This window comes from Xanthocytophaga flava, assembly GCF_030068545.1.
In the GTDB taxonomy this organism is placed as follows: domain Bacteria; phylum Bacteroidota; class Bacteroidia; order Cytophagales; family 172606-1; genus Xanthocytophaga; species Xanthocytophaga flava.
Window position 1 is genome coordinate 305,941 of record NZ_JASJOR010000001.1, and the last position, 19,838, is coordinate 325,778.

Here is a 19,838-nt window from a genome sequence, read left to right on the forward strand (position 1 = left end):
TATACACAGGCTCTTTTATTTGGTATAGAAACATTTAGCAAAGTTCCTTGTACATAACAAAATCGTTCATCCAGAAATCTCCGATTGGAGTATTTTCTTCCCTAGCCTGTTGATACCCACATCGTTCATAAAAACGAACGGCAGGATTATAACGGTTGACATTCATTTCCAACATACGGGCTCCCCGGTTTTTTACTTCTTTCTCAAGATGCCCCACTAATGCACGGCCATATTTTTGTCCTTGAAAGTCCGGATGAATATGCAATTTATGCACTTTATATACACTTTCTTTGTCTTCTCGTAAACTATAGGAAGCATATCCAACAGCTGTATCGGCAACATATAATATCAGAAAGATATGTCCCTGATCCTGTATCTGTTTTTCTACAGCTGTGGCAGTATAAATTTCTTCATACATATAGTCAATTTGTGCTTTAGAAAGTATTTCCCGATAAGTAGGCTCCCAGGTAGCTTTAGCTATAGATAAAACATCTGATATCTCACTTTGGGTAACCTCTTTGATAAGCACACTTGTATCTGTAAGCATATACATCAATTATTCCAGGGATGAACATATTATATTGACAGGTATTAATATACTTCACTATCTATTCGTAACCTGTACTACTCTTGTATTTCTACTCCGTTCTTGTATTTCTACTCCGTCTTTCAATTACAAGATATTATTTTTTTTGTAATAAATAGTTCTAAAATGATAATCTTTTAATCAAATATAGTCTAATTTTAGTATCAGAGCCATCAATTTAAAACCAATTACTCAGAAAAAGTACTGATTTTCAATACAATACCCTTTCTGCACTTTACGACTGGACTTAAGGAAATTTTGGATATTTTGAGAAATCCGGTTTACGTTTCTCCAGAAAAGCTTGTTTTCCTTCCTTTGCCTCATCGGATAGATAATATAGTAATGTCGCATTGCCTGCCAGTTCCTGAATACCTGCCTGACCATCCAGTTCAGCATTGAACGAAGCTTTTAACATGCGCAATGCAATGGGTGATTTTTCCAGAATCTTCTCACACCATTCAACCGTTGTTTCTTCCAGTTTTTCCAAAGGAACTACTTTATTTACCAGACCCATATCCAGTGCTTCCTGTGCATTGTACTGGTCACACAGGAACCAGATTTCGCGTGCCTTTTTCTGTCCGACAATACGTGCCAGATAAGAAGCACCAAAACCACCATCAAAGCTTCCTACTTTAGGACCAGTCTGGCCAAAACGTGCATTTTCAGCAGCAATTGACAAGTCACATACTACGTGTAGAACATGTCCACCTCCAATAGCATATCCTGCAACCATAGCAATGACAGGCTTAGGAATAGAACGAATTAGCTTTTGCAGATCCAGCACATTTAACCGGGCAACACCATCTTTGCCTACATAACCTCCATGTCCGCGAACACTCTGATCACCACCACTGCAGAAAGCATCCGGTCCTTCTCCTGTCAATATAATTACTCCGATCCGATCATCGTAACGGGAATGCGTCATCGCATCAATCATTTCGATTACAGTCAGCGGTGTAAATGCGTTCCGTTTGTGGGGACGGTTAATGGTTATCTTTCCAATGCCATTATAATACTCAAACTTGATTTCCTCGTAATCCTTAATTTTTTCCCACGCAAATGTTGAAGCCATTATCCAAAGAGTTTAGGTTTAAAAGATCGTATTCGAATGCAATATGAAATACCAGACTAGTAAGTTCAACAAGCGGGCAAAATTAATGGCAGACAAGTGCATTTGCAAATAAGTTTGCTAAGGATTATCCTGATATGAGTCTTGGCATTTAGCAGAATCTGTGAATAAAGCTGGGTAAAAACAACTACATTTTTACCAGATCTATAGAATATCCGAAAAGCAAAAGCGACTTTTTGACATATTCAGGTACGATTTTTCCACACAACGTGGCCAATTTGACATAGATATACTTCATGGTATACATTTCACAGCCATTAAAACTGGTCGGTATATAATTTGTAGCTCCTATTATACAAAACTTGTAATGTATTTTGTTTCATACATAAAAACAGGCAACTATGAAAAATGATTTGAAAGAGTATGTTAACCAGATTAACTGGTTAAATACAATTACCGGAGGAGTTAGCATGACTGCTATTCAGGTTGCGCATGATGCTGAGAAATTAGTAATCAGTTTATCTGCACCTGGAGTAGACCCTGAGTCTTTTCATATATTTGTAAATAATGATAAATTGACTATTCACTCCTTCCTGCCGGAAATGTTCGATAAATTTATTGAAGAACAAGAAGAGGAAGAAGAGCCTGTTCCTATGTTTCAACGAATCTTTGATATACCAAACTTCGTAGATAGCAGTCACATTCAGGCTGTATATAGTCATGGTCAGTTGCAGGTGCTTCTTCCATTTAAGGATAGAGATGAAGCTCCCCGGCGTATTGATATAGATATTTTATAATCCCTACAATTTAAAGATATACATGACGTTTTAGATATACTTATTAGTGTCTGTTTGCGTCAAGCACTTTAATTGTATAAAGAAAATGGAAGCGACCTATCGCTTCTTTTTTTTTTGTACCTTCGTCCTCCCGTTTTATATATGTTCATGGGTTTTGTGTTTATCGAATGCCTGTCATTATCTCAAAGAATAGTATAGCAGCAAACCCCGAACCTCAATTGATTAAAAGAATTTGTGTCGTCATCTGATAACGAAATAAACGAGTCAGCTTCGCTTTCTTTAGGACTTTTTCCTGAAGTAGTTACCCTGTTTGTGGATGTGATTGTACCACTTCCACTGCCCAACCTGCTTACCTATAGAGTTCCGGCCATCATGAATGATATGATACAGGTTGGAGCACGGGTAATTGTACAACTAGGCACCCGCCGTATCCTGACAGCTATTGTCGCACGTGTGCACCAGGACCCTCCAAAGAAATATATTGCCAAGCCTTTGCTTGAACTTCTGGATGAAGCTCCCATGGTCACTACCTATCAGCTGGAGTTATTCCGATGGGTAGCAGATTACTATATGTGCCATATCGGAGAAGTAATGAATGCGGCATTGCCTTCCGGATTAAAGATCAATAGTGAATCCAAATTACAATATAATCCGGAATTTGATATCAATACACCTCTTACAGAAACAGAAGGAAAGTTGCTGGAAGCCGTTCAGGAGAAGAACTCTTTATCTACAGATGAAGCAGCCCGGCTTCTGGGTCAGAAAGATATCTATCCGATTATCAAATCCTTGAGTAAAAAAGGAGCAGTACTGGTATATGAAGAGGTAAAGGAAAAGTATACTCCCAAAATCGTTAAGAAGATCCGCTTGACACGTGATTATGAAGATTGGGAACCCTTAAAGGATCTGATTGATGAACTGGAAGATCGCAAGCAGTACAAACAGGTTGGTGTATTGATGAAATATCTGGCCCGTGTACCTGTGATGCAAAATCGCACAGCCAATGCAGACGGACTGGAAAAATCTGTCCTTGTCAAGGATGACATCTCCGAATCTGCACTAAAAACATTGTTAAAGAAAAATGTTTTTGAAGAATTTGAGATAATCATTTCCCGTTTTGCAGATGTACCCTATTCGGGAGATGATGTCCAGCTTTCTGACTCCCAGCAGCTAGCAACAGAAAAAATCATGTCGTACTTTAAGACAAAAGATACGGTATTGCTGCATGGAATTACAGGAAGTGGAAAAACAGCTGTATATATTAACCTGATTCAGAAAGTGCTGGCGTCAGGCTCTCAGGTCTTATACCTTTTACCAGAAATTGCTTTAACCACTCAGATTGTATCCCGTTTGCGGAAAGTATTTGGGGATCAGATGGGCATTTACCATTCCAAATTCTCTGACAATGAACGTGTTGAAGTATGGAGAGGAGTACTATCCGGTAAATTTAATTTTGTCATTGGAGTTCGGTCTGCGATATTCCTGCCATTTGATAATTTGGGACTTATTGTGGTAGACGAAGAACATGAAAGCTCCTATAAACAATACGACCCAGCTCCAAGATACAATGCACGGGATCTGGCTCTGGTCGTAGCCAGACTTCAGCAGGCCAAAGTGTTAATGGGCTCAGCGACTCCGTCGTTTGAATCGTTTTACAATGCCAAACAAGGCAGATATGGCTATGTAAAACTTACTCAGCGTTTTCGGGAAGCTCAGCTTCCTGAAATCTCTCTGGTCAACATTCGAATAGAACGTAAGCAGAAAAAGCTGAAGCACAACTTTTCAGATACACTATTAACATCTTTAAAAGATAACCTTACCAAAGGCGAACAAAGCATCCTGTTCCAGAACCGTCGTGGATATGCCCCCTATGTAATGTGTGAAGATTGTGGATGGATACCTCATTGCCACCAATGCAATGTCAGTCTCACTTATCATCAGCATACTCAGGAGATGCGTTGCCACTATTGTGGGTTTACAGAGCAAATGTCTCATCAATGTCCAGTGTGTGGATCTACCCGTATTAAAACAATGGGTTATGGTACTGAAAAGATAGAGGATGAACTAAAGTTGTTGATACCTCAGGCTCGAACTGCCCGTATGGATCTGGATACGACACGTCAGAAAAATGCAATTCAGAATATTGTACAGGCTTTTGAAGCAGGCGAGACAGATATCCTCATTGGTACACAAATGCTCAGTAAAGGACTTGACTTTGATAAAGTTAGCTTTGTAGGCATATTTGATGCCGACCACATCATTCATTTTCCAGACTTCCGTGCTCATGAACGGGCATTTCAGCTTCTAACTCAGGTGGCAGGTCGTGCTGGTCGCCGGAATACGCAGGGCCGTGTACTGATTCAAACAGGGAATCCGGAACTGTTTGTTATTGAGAAAATTCTGCAGAATGACTATGAAGGACTATACGAAAAAGAAATACCTGAACGACAAAAGTTTAACTACCCTCCATTTACTCGTCTGATTCGTCTGATTATCAAACATGAAGATGAAATTATGGCAGAAGAAGCTGCTCAGGCGTTGGCAAATGGATTACGGGAGAAGATGGGCAGTCGTGTACTTGGACCAGAACCACCTTTGGTTAACAGGATACGAAATCAATTTCTGAAAGATATTCTGATCAAGCTTGAGAAGGATAATATAAACCTGCGTCTGATTAAAGAACAGATCCGAGAGGAGATTCAAAAGATTCTGACTACCAAACAATTTAAACAAGCCTCTATTGTAATTGATGTAGATCCCATGTAGTTATTTCTATTTATTGATGGATATACTGAACTACTAAATCAATCCTATTTTGACAATCAGGGAGATATGAAAAACGCATTTACTGAGCTAAAGAAAAACAATGCAGATGAATGTATAGTAAAAATGCAGTCTGACTCAAAATCGGCAATGAGCATGGAATTGATCAAAGTAGAAAAGAAAACACTGGATACTTGACTTTTTCCTCCTCCTGGTGATTACAAAAAAGTAGACAAAGGAGCATTTACCCAACAACAAATTTAGGACATGATCAAAGGTCAGTAATACAAAACCAACATGAATGGGAAAACATACTTCATTCGTGCTGGTTTTCATTTTTCCCAACTTATTTCTACTCCAGTAAACAAAACCTCTTGTTTTTGTCCTTTTGTATCATCAATCGCAGTGAAACAAATCACGGGTTTGCTCATATCTGCGGGTGATACAAATCATTCATCCTGCATTTCTTCTTTCCTACCTTGCAGAAAATCAGCAACAGTTAGTATTTTTCAGATGTACTCAACATCTGCAACTCAAAATCAGAGCCATGCAAACATCACTTCAGTATACAACTGCCGAAGAAGCAGTTAAATATATCCAGTCTGGCAATCGTGTATTTGTACACAGTGTTGCGCTTACACCCCATGTCCTACTTGACGCCATGACAGCGCAGGCATCACGACTGGAAAATGTAGAATTGCTTCACATTCATACCGAAGGTGTATTGCCTTACATGAAGCAGGACTTAAAGAATGTATTTCATTCCAATGCTATGTTTGTAGGAGCCAATCACCGGAAATTCCTCGCAGAAGGGTACGGAGACTATATCCCTATCTTTTTGTCAGACATCCATTTGTTATTTTACCGCAATATACTCCCCTTGGATGTAGCGATGATTATGGTATCTCCCCCAGATGAGCATGGTTATTGTTCATTGGGATGTTCTGTAGATGTGAGCCTGGCAGCAGTTCGGACAGCCCGGTATGTTATTGCAGAAATCAATCCGTCTGTGCCTCGTACACATGGTGATGGATTTATTCATGTAAGTCAGATCCATGCCGCAGTAGAAGTGAACTATCCAATCTATGAGGTAAAGCCCGAACCCTTATCTGACCTGGAGATTGCGATAGGCAGAAACGTAGCAGGTCTGGTAGAAGATGGAGCTACAATACAAATGGGTATTGGAGGAATTCCCAATGCTGTACTGGCAGAATTAAAACATCACAAACATCTGGGAATTCATACAGAAATGTTTTCAGATGGACTCATAGACCTGTTTGAAAGTGGAGCTATTGATAATTCACTTAAGAAAGTGATGCCAGGCAAGATTGTATCCTGCTTTGCTATGGGAACCCGCAGATTATACGACTTTATCGATAATAATCCGGCAGTAGCCATGAAAGAAACTTCCTATACCAATGATACCAGTACCATCAGACGCAACCCAAAGGTGACAGCCATCAACAGTGCCATAGAAGTAGATCTAACTGGCCAGATTTGTGCCGATACTATTGGTACATATCAATACTCTGGAGTAGGTGGACAGATGGACTTTATGCGGGGTGCAGCCCTATCAGAAGGAGGTAAACCCATTATTGCACTTGCTTCCACTACCAGTAAAGGAGAAAGCAAAATTGTGTCAGAACTAAAATCGGGAGCAGCAGTTACTACCACTCGTGCTCATGCCCGCTTTATTGTAACAGAATACGGAGTAGCTGATTTATTTGGAAAAACCTTGAAACAACGTGCCAAGGAACTCATTGCGATTTCTCATCCAAGTCAAAGGGAAAATCTTGAACGAGCAGCCTTTGAACGGTTCCATGGGCATTACCAATAAGTCCGAGACAACATATAGGGAAAGACATCAAGGTATGTTTATTGGCACACTTTTACTATAACTGTCAATGTCAATTCAAATATAGGGCTTGTATCTGTATAGAAAAAGATACAAGCCCTACTATGTCCATCAGAATTTATTCATCAAAAAAGATTAATAAAATATACCACAGTAACAAAACAAAAACACACCCTATAAAGCAATTCAATATAATCATCAAAATAAAATAAAAATAACCCTCTAATTGATAAGAAAATATACTATCTGGCACCCTCATAACTAAGCAAAATAAAATCAGATATAAAGCCCCGCGCATTCCACTTTTATTTGTTATTTTTGCCTTCATTTTTTAGTACACTTGTTTCGGATTGCACTCACTATCAATCCATACAAAATTCACAATACTCACCTTAACAGTATATAAAGTGACATTAATTACTTCGATTTCAGGAATCCGAGGAACTATTGGAGGAAAGAGTGGAGGCTCACTAACCCCATCAGATGTGCTTAAATACACAGCTGCTTATGGAACCTGGATCAAAACACAAGCATCCACTTCCAATACCTTTAAAGTGGTAATTGGACGGGATGCCAGACTTTCCGGCGAAATGATTTCCCGTATTGTATCATCCACATTGCAGGGATTAGGTATTGATATAGTAGATGTTGGCTTGTCAACAACACCTACTGTAGAGATGGCGGTGGTTATGGAGAAAGCAAATGGAGGCATTATTATTACAGCCAGTCATAATCCAATTCAATGGAACGCCCTTAAATTGTTAAATGAACAGGGAGAGTTCCTGTCAGCTTCTGATGGACAAACAATTATAAAACTTGCAGAAGAAAATGACTTTACCTATGCAGAGGTAAAAAAACTGGGAAAGTATACAACAGACAATACATATCTGCAGAAACATATTGAAGCGATTCTAGCCTTGCCACTTGTCAACCGTGCTGCTATAGCACAACGTGGATTTAATGTAGTGATAGATGCTGTGAACTCTTCAGGCGGTATTGCAGTTCCCATGTTACTGGATGCATTAGGAGTAAAGAAACGCACACTAATCAATTGTGACCCTTCCGGAATATTTGCCCATAATCCGGAGCCTCTTCCCGAACACCTTATCCAGATTGCAGCCGAACTTGAAAAAGGTCGCTATGATTTAGGTATAGTGGTAGATCCGGATGTAGACAGACTGGCTCTTATCTGTGAAGACGGAAGCATGTTTGGAGAGGAGTATACATTGGTTGCTGTAGCTGACTATATACTAAAACATCATCCGGGAGGGAATACGGTTTCAAACCTGTCATCAACCCGTGCGCTTAGGGATGTGACAGAACGATATGGTGGTCAACACTTTGCCGCTGCAGTAGGTGAGGTAAACGTGGTAACTGCCATGAAAGAATGTCAGTCTATTATTGGTGGAGAAGGTAATGGAGGGGTGATTTATCCGGCCTTGCATCATGGACGGGATGGCCTGGTAGGTATTGCACTGTTTCTGAGCCATCTAGCAGAGTTTGGGTATTCTATTTCCAGGCTACGTTCTACGTATCCGGATTATCATATATCTAAAAATAAGATTGAACTTACTCCTGATATCGATGTAGATGAGATCCTGGAGATGATCAAACAGAAATATGCAAAAAATCCTATCAATACAATAGATGGTGTGAAGATAGAATTTGGTAAAGAATGGGTACATTTGCGTAAATCCAATACGGAACCTATCATTCGTATTTATTCAGAGTCGGATTCTCAGTCTACAGCTGATTACCTGGCCAACAAGATTATTAGTGACATACGGGAACTGGTAGGCCAGCAGATCAGAACCTAAGTTGCTGTCAATTCAACTACGAGCAAAACCATACAAAGAAAATAATACAAATTCAGATTGACAATGAGAGTTTATTTAGATAATGCGGCAACTACTCCTTTGGATAAAGAAGTACTGGAAACTATGTTGCCATTTATGACTGAGTTTTATGGTAATCCTTCTTCTATTCATACGCACGGAAGAGAAGTACGCTCAGCCATTGAAAAATCGCGCAAAACGATTGCTCAGTTACTTAATACCTCTCCTGCTGAAATTGTCTTTACATCAGGTGGTACTGAAGCTGACAATACAGCCATTCGCTGCAGTATTGAAGCCCTGGGGATCAAGCATGCTATTTCCTCTCCCATAGAGCATCATGCGGTACTGCATACGCTGGAAAGTCTGCACAAAGCTGGCCGTATACAGTTACACATGGTAGAAGTAGACAAGAAAGGTTATATCAATCTGAATCACCTGGAAGAATTGCTCAAACAATATCCTAAATCACTGGTATCACTGATGCATGCCAATAATGAAATCGGCAATGTCACAGATATACAACTGGCAGGTGAACTGTGTCGGCAGCATGGCGCTATCTTCCATTCGGATACAGTGCAGACAATGGGTCATTTCCGCCATGATTTGCAAAAGCTTCCGGTGGACTTTATTGTTGGTGCAGCTCATAAGTTTCATGGACCCAAAGGTGTTGGCTTTCTGTATATTAATGCACAGAATAGAATACAACCTTTTATACATGGAGGTTCTCAGGAACGTAACATGCGGGGTGGAACCGAAAATGTATATGGTATCATAGGACTTGCCAAAGCACTGGAGATTGCCTACCGGGATATGGATGAACATCAGCAACATATCCAACGACTGAAATCGCGCATGATTGCCAAACTGCAAACAGAAATTGAAGGTATTGCTTTCAATGGTGATCCTATCCAATCGGATAAAAGCCTCTATACCGTTCTGAATGTAAGCTTGCCTATAGCAGAAGTTGGCGAAATGTTGCTTTTCAATCTGGATATCAATAAAATATCTGCGTCTGGTGGTAGTGCTTGCACCAGCGGAAGCGAAATCGGATCACACGTTCTACGGTCTATACACGCTAATCCGGAACGTGCTTCTGTGCGTTTTTCATTCAGCAAGTTCAATACCGAACAGGAAATCGATTTTGCGGTTCAGACACTGGCAGAAATGTATAAGAAGGAGAAAGTTGCCTGATCTGAAAGTATCATACAACACATAAAACGAACACCTCTGTAGACTTCACTGCAGAGGTGTTCGTTTTATATACTTCCACAAAATAAATATCTGATTACAAGTAAGTTACCTAGAATAGAATATCTTTGTATAACACTAGATATTTATTCAGATGGCACACTCTTCTGTTTCGCCTAATGTTCCTACCTCTCTACATAGAGGTACTCAAACTATACTGAAAGCAGGTGTGGTAGCAGGTATCCTCGATCTTACAACTGCAATGATTGTCAACTATTTGTTAGCTGGAACAACTCCGGTACGGCTATTACTTTTTATCGCCAGCGGAATATTTGGTAAAGAAGCGTTTTCAGGAGGTATTCCTATGGCTCTTTTAGGGCTGTTCCTTCACTTCTTTATTGCTATGGCTTTTGCGTTTTTTTACTTTCTACTCTATCCTAGAATACAAACCCTGGCAAAGCACAAAATAGTAGCAGGTTTATTATATGGTGTTTTTGCCTGGATTGTTATGAATCAGATTGTCATCCCACTTAGTAATACACCAAAGTTTCCTTTCAATCCTGTAAAGGCAGCTATTGGTATGTTGGTTCTGATGTGTATGATTGGGCTGCCTATTTCGATTATTGTACACAAATACTTCAGACGTTCCTAGGCTTTTCCTAAAATACTCTATAGTCACCTGAATGATAAAGATGCTTTTGATTCTATTCTGAAAAAATTTTGTAGTAGGCATAATTGTGTGCATAAAAACATTTTGAACAGAATTACACGCATGAAACATTTTGCGGTGAATTCCGATCAAACACCAATGTTGCGGTGAATTCTATGCAAAAATTTTTTTGCGGTTTATTCGTGGCAAAAATTATTTTCTCACGAAGATCAGAAAGCAACTCTTCCTATTGCTCTTTGCATAGAATTATGCACAAGCCTTACTTATGCAATAAACTATGCTCACAAGACTATAATATGTTGAATTTAGTTCAAAAATCAGAGGAGATACTATGGAGCCGGGCAACTCTATCTTTTGAGCCACAAAAAAACTGCCCAACCTTTCGGATGGGCAATCTCACTCGCATTCAGATTAAAAAATAACTTTCTTAGTTTACATCTTTGCCTTGTTCCAATGTAGCAATCATCTTCTCTACATTGGATTTGCTATTAGAGTCAGGTGCTTTGGGTAAAGCAGTTTTAGCTAGTTTCAATGCATTTTTATATTCTCCTACAGCAGAGTAACCTCTTATCAGTCCAACACTGGTGGTAAAATCGGTAGGGTATTTTTTTGCATTCAGCTGAAATACTTCCAGTGCCTCTTTACTACGTTTCATAGCTACCAGCTGACGGGCGTACTGATGCAATTCCTGCATATTGCCCATTGGCATGGCTTCTTTCATCAACGCTGTAGCTTCTGCTGTTTTGCCTAGCTTTTCTAATACCTGAGCTTTTGTACTTAAAGTCGTAAAATTTTTCTGTCCCAGAAATGGAGCATTTACAGCGACATCAGCCCACTTTAATGCTTCTTCCAGATTGGTATTGTTTTGCACACAGAAAGCAGCAGCCTGTGCCCATGGTTCCCAGTTAAAACCAACATCTGAACGTAGTTCTTTGCGGAACGATGTAAGTTGAGTATTTACCAGATCAACCTCAACTTTAAATGGAACCTTTAATTTTTCCCAAAGCAGAGCAATAACAGCTGAGTTGTCTGTCTGGTCCATAAACTCGTATTTTAACCGCTCCACACTTTCATTAAGGGTTGTTGTTTTTACGTCCACACGTAGTGCATCTTCTGCAGGATCGTAGAAGTAGCTTCCCCAGGAAGTTGAGTTTTTGGAGAAAATAACGGTGGCTCCGCCTTCCTGCAAAGCCATAAATAATCCATAGGTTCCGGCAGGCAGGTTTTTGCCTTCTACTTTTACATCTGTGCTAAATGAGATGGTTGTATTCTCATTGGCACCGGCTCTCCAGGGAGCAGATTTGCTGGTACCAAATCCCAGATCCTGAAAGCCATAGTGAGCAACTGAGGTTCCCCAGATCTTTCCTTCCCGGCCTTTTACGCCTGGACGATCATAGGTAATGGTGACATCTGTAATACCAATTTTTTCAGAAACGGAAGCTTTCTTATTTCCTCCGCCAGGTGGTGTAGTAAGTTGTGCCCATACAGGCTGCATAGCCCCCAGTATCAACAGGGACAATGTCCATCTTAAAAAAGTACGCATAGGTTTAGGGATGTTTTCAGACTAAAAGTAAGTTACTGACAAATAAAGCACTAGTACTTTATGACAAAAGGCATTTTACCACCATAAGCGACTTTACTGGTATAATACAATCTTTCTACCCATGTAATTGACCTAACTATTCCATTCAATAAAAATCCTATTCATGCTTCATTTTATTGAAGAACCAGGATATTCCAGAAAAGGAGAAACATGAGTCATCCCGAATATTGAGGAACGATATCGCATCATTTAGAAAAAGCGAAACAAAGGAGTTACAGGAAGACGTTGTGCTAACTTCAATCGTGTGTAGTAGTGTAGGTGCGTTGGCAATCTTTTCTCCGCGAGGTTGGCCTTTGGCCTTGTGGGGTGAAGGATCGGAGAAAAGTGCCCTTTTTTGCACACGCACAAATCTGGCTCACCAAATTCTCATTTGGTGTCCTGTTTTTTGGGCAAGCCAAAAATGAAGAAGCCGCAAGTAGAATAATGTGAGGGACAATAAACCAACTCAACTAAAGATTTTGCTTAAAAGTTAATCAGAGCCTATACTCTTTTCAAAAACATAGGCTCTGATTTTGTAAAACAAACTCTCATCCAAAATTTAGGATGACTCATGTTTCATGTAGAGTCTTATCCTGAATATTTTACCTCTTAAAATCCATCCGCTTTAATCTGCTTTTCAGTTACAGGACCATACTTTTCAGCAATCTTTTTGATTTCTTCTGCTTTGCCAACCAACACAAACTGAAGCTTATCTTTTGGAAAATACTTTGCCACGATCTCTTTGGCTTTGGCAGTTGTCAACTGATCTACATTAGCCTGGAAGCTATTGATAAAAGACTCGTTGAAACCGTACCAAAACATTTCAGTAAGCAAGCCGGCCAGTTGTCCTGCTGTTTCGTAATCAGGCAAATATTGCCCTTTCACATAGTTTTTGGCAGATTGTAAGGTAGTTTCATCAATACCTGTAGTATGCAGACGATTAAGCACTTCCAGCGCCTTATCAATAGCAGGCTCTGTGGTTTTATTAGCAGTGAAGGTTGAAATGTAAAAAGTACCTGCATTTTTCAAAGGCAAAAACCGACTGCTTGCCCCATAGGTCAAACCGGAGTTAACACGTAATTCATCATTAAGCCAGGAGGTAAATCGTCCGCCAAAAACGGTATTTACCACTTCGATAGCCACATAGTCCGGGTTATCTCTCTTTATACCAACGCCCCCAATATAAAATGTCGTCTCTCGTGCATCCTCTTTGTTAATGAGCAAAACATTATTTCCGGTTGGTGCAGTTACGACACTGGCAGCCAGATTTTTCTGAGCAGAAGTTCCTTTTTTCCAGTCTGCAAACAGTTTGGAGATCTGAGCTTTCATATCCTTCGCCTTAAAATCTCCTACTATGGCAATAGCAGATCCGTTAGGAATATAATTGGCCTGGTAGAATTTTTGTACATCTGCTACCTGAAGTTGACCAACTGTGGATACTTTGCCTGTAACCGGATTAGCATATACATGATCTTTATACAGGAATGCAGACCAGTAAGATCCCATCACCGAACGAGGACTTTCCTTGGCTCTTTCCAGATTAGTCAGCATTCGTTTCTTCTCTTTTTCAAACTCTGCCGCATCAAACGTTGGATTTACCAGTACTTCTTTGATTAATGGTAAAACCTTTGTCTGATCTTTGGCTGCGAATCCAGCAGAAAGAGAAGCATATTCTTTGGTTGCCTGTGTAGCCAGTGTCGCCCCAACAAAATCCAGTTCTTCTTCCAGCTTAGTCTTTGTATAATTTTTTGTTCCATGTTTTAGTGCTGTGGCAGTCAGAGAGGCAAGTCCGGCTTGTGAGCCATCATAGATAGCCCCAGCAGGAACGATAGCGGCGACATTAATGACAGGTACTTCATGTTGTTCCATCAGGTACACCGTCAACCCATTGGATAAAACAAATTTCTCGTACCCAGGTAATTTATACTCGGCAGCTTTTGTCTGGGCAAAACTACAGAATGACTGACAGACAAAGGCAAGAGCAAATACTATATATAAAGTGGTTCTTTTCATGGGATTAGTCTTCTACGTTTGCTTTTAAAACACCTACAGTTCTATTGGATTTCTTGAAATACTCATTGGCTACCCGTTTGATATCATCTAGTGTTACCTTGTTGTACTCAGCAGGAGCCTCAAACATCTTTTTGTAATCACCAAAGAACAATTCATAAGTGCCCAGGTTGTTAGACTTCCCATTGATAGTTTCGATTTGTCCATAGAACTCCATTAGTTTCTGATTCTTTATTTTCTGAAGTTCTTTCTCTGTAATACCATCTTTTTTAATCTTTTCTATTTCTTCGTAAATGGTACTTTCAATGTCTGCTTCTTTTGCATCCTTTGCAGCCACTACATATATCTGAAACAACGTCGGGTCAAAGCTTTCACTATAGTCAGTAAATACATTGGATACCAGCTGTTTTTTATCTACCAGGGTGCTGTATAATCGGGAAGAATTGCCTTTGGAAAGAACAGAGCTCAAAATACTAAGTGCATAAAAGTCTTTATGGCGTGCTTCAGGTGTATGATACCCAATGAGCATATAAGGAGTCGCTACTTGCTTTTGTACAGTCACCCGACGTTCCCCTGTCTGAGGAGGTTCTACCAGATGGACCGGATCTGCTGCTTTCTGAGCCGGAATAGGTTCCATGTATTTCTGTGCCAATCGTTTTACTTCATCCGTTTTTACATTTCCGGAAATTACCACTACACAGTTATTGGGTGCATAATAGGTTTTGAAATAATATTCCAGGTCTTCTTTTGTCCAGTTTTTGATGTCTTCTTCATATCCGATTACAGGCCAGTGATACGGATGCTCCTGAAAAGCAGTGGCATTCACAGCTTCACCCAACATACGCCATGGAGAGTTTTCCAAACCTGTGCTACGTTCAGACAACACTACTCCGCGTTCACTCTCCACCATTTTAGGATCGATGGTGAGACTGGCAATACGATCTGCTTCCAGATCAAATATCTTTTCGAGGGCAGAAGACGGAAACCAATCTGTATATACAGTTACATTTTCGGTAGTATAGGCATTGTTAGCCCCTCCATTAAACTCCATGGTGCGATCAAACTCTTTTGGGCCATATTTTTTAGAACCGTTGAACATCATATGTTCAAAAAAATGGGATAAGCCTGTAATACCAGGATGCTCATTGCGGGCACCCACCCGATAGAGCAGGTACATATTGGCATTGGGAATAGAATTATCCTCAACAACCAGAAATTTCATTCCATTGGTAAGTGTAAACGTTTTGACATCGTCTGCTTTGTTTTGTGCCAGCACACTCAGGCAACAGAGCAATGCCGGAACAAGAAAGAATTGCTTCATAAATGAATTGGTTATAGTGTGCCGGTAAAATACAAAAAGAGAATTTTTCTGAAAATACTTTTGTGTTCGATGGTGACAATTCCCTACAAATAAAAAGCAGAACATTTCTGTTCTGCCTGCACAAACTCACGATACCCTACTCTCTTAATTGATCCTCTTTACATTAAAATAGCCTGATATAGGAAACAACTCCCCATCTGCATTATATAAGCTTCCGGAAAAAGTACCAGCAATCGTTTTGCCTGCGCCATTTCCAAACTCGGAGATGGTACTTGTAAAAGGGGCACAATGACAGGTTCCCTCATCGTCACACCATTCCAGTTGGTACACTAGTGTAGGGCTAGCTGTATAGGAAACAATATCAGCTGCATCCTGGCAATTGTGTGAATGTGATCCTGTACCTATCAGAGACCGGTAAAAAGTAAAATTAGGAATCCCGGTAGAAGACGCACCCTGCCATACTACATACTCATTCTGAACTACCACATAAGCCACCTGATTAGCATCTCCTGATTGTTTATATTTGTATTCTGTACCATTGAAATTAACCACAACAACACCCTCTTCAGCAATGGTAATGTTTGACACCAGCAAAACCTTACTGAATAGCTGTGCAGGTTGTCCATCCTGGTATCGTTCCATCTCTACCGAAACAGCGACCGGATTTTTGGATGGAGTTTCAGAAGGCGCTGTATAAGTAGCGGTCCAGCCGTTAGGGGTTAATGTACCCTCACCGGCTAACGTCCATTTTACCTGCTTGAATAGCGAAGTTCGTTTTTCGATAGGTGTTAAGAGTTCCAATGCATCGTCATTACTCTTAGGGCTAATTGGCACCAATGGAGTCAGTTCATCATCTGGATTCGTGCTGGCGATAAAACCGGATACTTTCAGTTGTACAGATCCTTTTGGCTTTATATAGGCAGAGGCAGGATCTAAGGATACATCGATAAACTTGCCTAAGCCCCAGTCACTAAAGTGTGTGATATCTCCGATAATGGTTTTAGTAGTTGTATTTACATTGCTTTTCAATAAAGCTTGCCATGAACCATCGGCTGCCTGAGTCACAATCCATAATACATTGGCATCTGTACCTGCAAGCAAGTCGCTGGTATACTTAAATGTCACTTTTACAGGCTGGTTAAACTGTTGGCCATCGGGCGTAAACCGATAGGCAATCCCTCCAATACCCAAAGGAGCATTGTTTGTAATAGGTTGTACAGATATAGTAGTATTGGCAGCCAATGCACCTGCCGGAATATCTAGTTTTACTAATCCATCAGCAGACGTAATTGATCCTCCGGCAGCACCAATACTGGCAGTCGTTGCGGTTCCTGTGGGTTCTCCTACTTCGGTCTTAGTAGCTACCGGTTCCGGGTCACTAGTTTTACAGGCATTCCATAACAACAAGCTACTCATTAACAATACATAAAAAACACGTTTCATAACTGATCAGGAAATAGTGTAGTGAATAAAAAAGATTTTGAAGCATACTAAAACTCATCTCTCTACTTACTGTAGAAAGGATTAGTACCTATGTAAAGTAAATCCGGATAAGTTGCCGGATTCTTATCTGCAACACCTGTAAATGCCTTATGAATAATCCGGCCATCCAGATAGGTTAGAATAATGGTAAAATTCTGAATCCGGTACGTTCCTTTTCCTGGTGCATCCTGTGGATTTTTTGTAGGGTTGCGACAATCACTCACCCAGATACCTCTGTCATCAAAGGTTCCATCTTTGGAAAAATAGATTACCTGACGACATCCTGCCTGCGAATAATAGGGATCTTTGGTCCAGTTTGGAATGTAACTCCATCGACCTTGTAAGGTCAGTCCATCTACAGAAGCACATTTGTAAAAATTATAGGCATACCCCACTTTCTTTAGTTGGGTAAGATTGACCTGTTCAACCTGTATGTTTTCATATTTTGATCGGAACGCTCCTTTTCCATTTTGAAGAGAAAATTTTCCCCAGGATTCTTTGTCTTTACCTGTTTGGCTCCTGTTCTTATCAAAGCTTTGCAAACCAGCAGATGGCATTTCAGGGTAATAATCTCCATCGGAATAAATTACATAGAACTTTACATTTGCTGAAGCTGTAGCGATATTTTCATGATCACTTCCATCCAAAGGATTTATCTGAACGTTCATCCATACCGTTGCTTTTTGTCCTGTGGGAATGGGTTTTGTACCAGAAGAAGAAACAGGTGTAGCTGTACTCTTACCATCACCACCTTGCAGAGTTACAGAACTGATAAAGTTCTGGATAGTAGCCAGATATTGTTCTCCATTAGTCAATACAACAATGCTGATACATTTGCCATATCCTGTAAATGTTGTCAGCATAGCCAATGCGTTAGTTTTATTAAAAACAAACTCTGCTCCCCCGCTTTTCATCTGCCATCCATTTGCATTCCGGATAGGATTAATCTGAGGACTTCCAACAGAATTATACTGTGAGACAATCAGTTGTTGCCATTCACTGGAAAAATCCTGGTTGCTACTGCCTTTACTAGCTATGCCAGCATATAAAGCCAATGTACACCATGTCTTTGCTTTCTGGTCGGTTATTGTGTAGGTGACTACATCTTTTTTCTGTTCCTTCTTCCACCCCTGAGGAGGTATATAGGTAGTCAGATCAAACGTTTCCTGTTGAGCATAGGTATATACTAACCAAAAGAAACAAATTGATAACGATACTACTTTTTTCATAGCTAAGGAAGTGTGGTAAAGTAATCTATTCACTCTTGCCATAAGCAGTAAACCCACTAGGATAAGCATGATCCTGTAACCATAAAATGCGAGCACCTTTTATACAGGAGAAATACGCATCATAAGTCCTGGGCTTTGCTTCAAGATCCGAGAAGTAGATTTGCCAGTTAGTAGGAACTTTAAACTGCCCATTTGATTTTGCACCCTGAAACTTGATACTTCCTACGAAGCCACTCGCAGAACTAATCTGCCATTGGTAGGAGTTACCAGAGAAAACAAATACCTGAGCAGAAGAATGTGTATCCATACCAGCACTAGCTCCTGTATAGACATTTACATATTGTGTCATGCCCGAAAAATTGTTTGTCCACTTACCCATAAGGTCAGATGTTGCCACCCCAAACCGGTTATAACCTGCCATTTTTTGCAGGGGCTCCCATATAGACATACTGACTGTGTTATCAATGATATCATTATCCACTCCAAACGCCTGAACAAATGTATTTTTATCAGGTGCAACCACTTCTATCCATCCACTTTCTCCACGTTTAAAAAGAACTACATATACAACTTTTCCGGTTGCAGGATCTGACACATTGCCAGACATAAACATAGGACGCAGATAATCCAGATTTCCGTTAGTAAGCTTAAAGTTTTTCAGATTGCTATATCGTGGTGCCACCAGAATATTCCAGGCATTGTTGGCAATTATCTTAACATCAGAACTGGAGACATCAATCCGGTTGGTAGGATAGTGTAACAGCACCTTTAGATTTCCTTTTGCCACCTGCACCCAGTCAGCCTGCTCTGTTGCTACCCAGCCATCATCAAAGTTGGTAGTAGTGAATTTATAACTACTTTTTACAGGTGTTGCTCTGGGTGTAGTGGTAGAAGATGCTGCTGGCTTGGTACCGGCATTGGAAGCAGTGCTCTTTTTCAGACTAACTGTCTCCACAAATCTTTCGATAACAGGCATGTAATCCTGGCTGTTTGTCATAGCCGTGATGCTTACCACACGACTGTTATCACTCATGGTTGTCAGCAATACAGCTGCATCACTATTATTAAACACAAATGTCCCGGACCCACCTTTTATCTTCCATCCTGCAGCATCTTGTGTAGTACTCGTTTGCGGGGCTTTGGTGATCTGATAGGGTTTGGCAACCAACTCATTCCATTCACTTATAAAATCCTGATCGATAGCACCCTTGCTGGCAGTACTTCGGTAGACAGAAATTCTGCACCATGTTTTCTTTGCATTATCGACATTCGAATAGCCGATTACATTCTCCTTGAATTCTTTCTTCCATCCTTTGGGAGGTGTATAGGTAATCAGATCAAACGTTTCTTGCTGAGAAAAAGCAGATACGGAAATAAAAATGCACAAAAGGAATACTATATATTTCATAAGAGTTGCTCAGGCTGATGGTTGAATAAACCTTTTTGTAAAG

15 protein-coding genes are annotated in these 19,838 nt (G+C 40.2%); 7 read left to right on the forward strand and 8 right to left on the reverse strand.

The window, feature by feature from the left end:
* Positions 1–34: 34 nt before the first annotated feature.
* Positions 35–547 carry a GNAT family N-acetyltransferase gene (locus QNI15_RS01295; RefSeq protein ID WP_314004992.1) on the reverse strand — a complete coding sequence of 171 codons (513 nt, stop codon included), beginning with the start codon at positions 545–547 and terminating at the stop codon, positions 35–37.
* A gap of 286 nt (positions 548–833) precedes the next feature.
* The gene (gene menB / locus QNI15_RS01300) at positions 834–1,658 is read right to left on the reverse strand and encodes a 1,4-dihydroxy-2-naphthoyl-CoA synthase (protein ID WP_313975006.1); all 825 of its coding nucleotides are present in this window, start codon (positions 1,656–1,658) and stop codon (positions 834–836) included.
* A gap of 398 nt (positions 1,659–2,056) precedes the next feature.
* Between menB and QNI15_RS01305 the strand changes: the two genes are divergently transcribed.
* The 7 genes from QNI15_RS01305 to QNI15_RS01335 all read left to right on the forward strand — a co-directional run bounded on the left by QNI15_RS01305 (position 2,057) and on the right by QNI15_RS01335 (position 10,745).
* A complete protein-coding gene (locus tag QNI15_RS01305; RefSeq protein WP_314004994.1) occupies positions 2,057–2,452 on the forward strand; it encodes an Hsp20/alpha crystallin family protein in 396 nt (131 codons plus the stop codon).
* 234 nt (positions 2,453–2,686) lie between these two features.
* Positions 2,687–5,218, forward strand: a complete 2,532-nt coding sequence (priA, locus tag QNI15_RS01310; RefSeq protein ID WP_314030138.1) for a replication restart helicase PriA — start codon at positions 2,687–2,689, stop codon at positions 5,216–5,218.
* A gap of 66 nt (positions 5,219–5,284) precedes the next feature.
* Positions 5,285–5,413 carry a hypothetical protein gene (locus QNI15_RS01315; RefSeq protein WP_314004998.1) on the forward strand — a complete coding sequence of 43 codons (129 nt, stop codon included), beginning with the start codon at positions 5,285–5,287 and terminating at the stop codon, positions 5,411–5,413.
* Positions 5,414–5,762: 349 nt separating this feature from the next.
* Entirely contained in the window at positions 5,763–7,052 is a 1,290-nt protein-coding gene (locus tag QNI15_RS01320; protein WP_314030140.1) for an acetyl-CoA hydrolase/transferase family protein, read from the forward strand.
* 425 nt (positions 7,053–7,477) lie between these two features.
* Positions 7,478–8,887 carry a phosphoglucosamine mutase gene (glmM, locus tag QNI15_RS01325; protein WP_314005002.1) on the forward strand — a complete coding sequence of 470 codons (1,410 nt, stop codon included), beginning with the start codon at positions 7,478–7,480 and terminating at the stop codon, positions 8,885–8,887.
* A 63-nt stretch (positions 8,888–8,950) separates the two neighbouring features.
* Positions 8,951–10,096 carry a cysteine desulfurase family protein gene (locus QNI15_RS01330; protein ID WP_313975018.1) on the forward strand — a complete coding sequence of 382 codons (1,146 nt, stop codon included), beginning with the start codon at positions 8,951–8,953 and terminating at the stop codon, positions 10,094–10,096.
* Between the two features lie 151 nt (positions 10,097–10,247).
* Positions 10,248–10,745 (forward strand): DUF1440 domain-containing protein, encoded by a 498-nt coding sequence (locus tag QNI15_RS01335; RefSeq protein WP_314030142.1) that lies wholly within the window; start codon positions 10,248–10,250, stop codon positions 10,743–10,745.
* Between the two features lie 445 nt (positions 10,746–11,190).
* Here QNI15_RS01335 and QNI15_RS01340 read toward each other — a convergent pair whose 3' ends face one another.
* From QNI15_RS01340 to QNI15_RS01365, 6 genes are all read right to left on the reverse strand, one after another.
* On the reverse strand, positions 11,191–12,306 hold the full coding sequence (locus tag QNI15_RS01340) for a DUF2911 domain-containing protein (protein WP_314030144.1): 1,116 nt from the start codon (positions 12,304–12,306) through the stop codon (positions 11,191–11,193).
* Between the two features lie 648 nt (positions 12,307–12,954).
* Entirely contained in the window at positions 12,955–14,358 is a 1,404-nt protein-coding gene (locus tag QNI15_RS01345; protein ID WP_314005009.1) for a M16 family metallopeptidase, read from the reverse strand.
* Between the two features lie 4 nt (positions 14,359–14,362).
* Positions 14,363–15,676 carry a M16 family metallopeptidase gene (locus QNI15_RS01350; protein WP_314030146.1) on the reverse strand — a complete coding sequence of 438 codons (1,314 nt, stop codon included), beginning with the start codon at positions 15,674–15,676 and terminating at the stop codon, positions 14,363–14,365.
* Between the two features lie 144 nt (positions 15,677–15,820).
* Positions 15,821–17,119 (reverse strand): hypothetical protein, encoded by a 1,299-nt coding sequence (locus tag QNI15_RS01355; protein WP_314030147.1) that lies wholly within the window; start codon positions 17,117–17,119, stop codon positions 15,821–15,823.
* Positions 17,120–17,181: 62 nt separating this feature from the next.
* Positions 17,182–18,387: a hypothetical protein gene (locus QNI15_RS01360; RefSeq protein WP_314030149.1), complete on the reverse strand. Its 1,206-nt coding sequence runs from the start codon at positions 18,385–18,387 to the stop codon at positions 17,182–17,184.
* 25 nt (positions 18,388–18,412) lie between these two features.
* Positions 18,413–19,795, reverse strand: coding sequence for a hypothetical protein (locus QNI15_RS01365; RefSeq protein ID WP_314030151.1), 1,383 nt, complete (start codon positions 19,793–19,795; stop codon positions 18,413–18,415).
* Positions 19,796–19,838 lie beyond the last annotated feature (43 nt).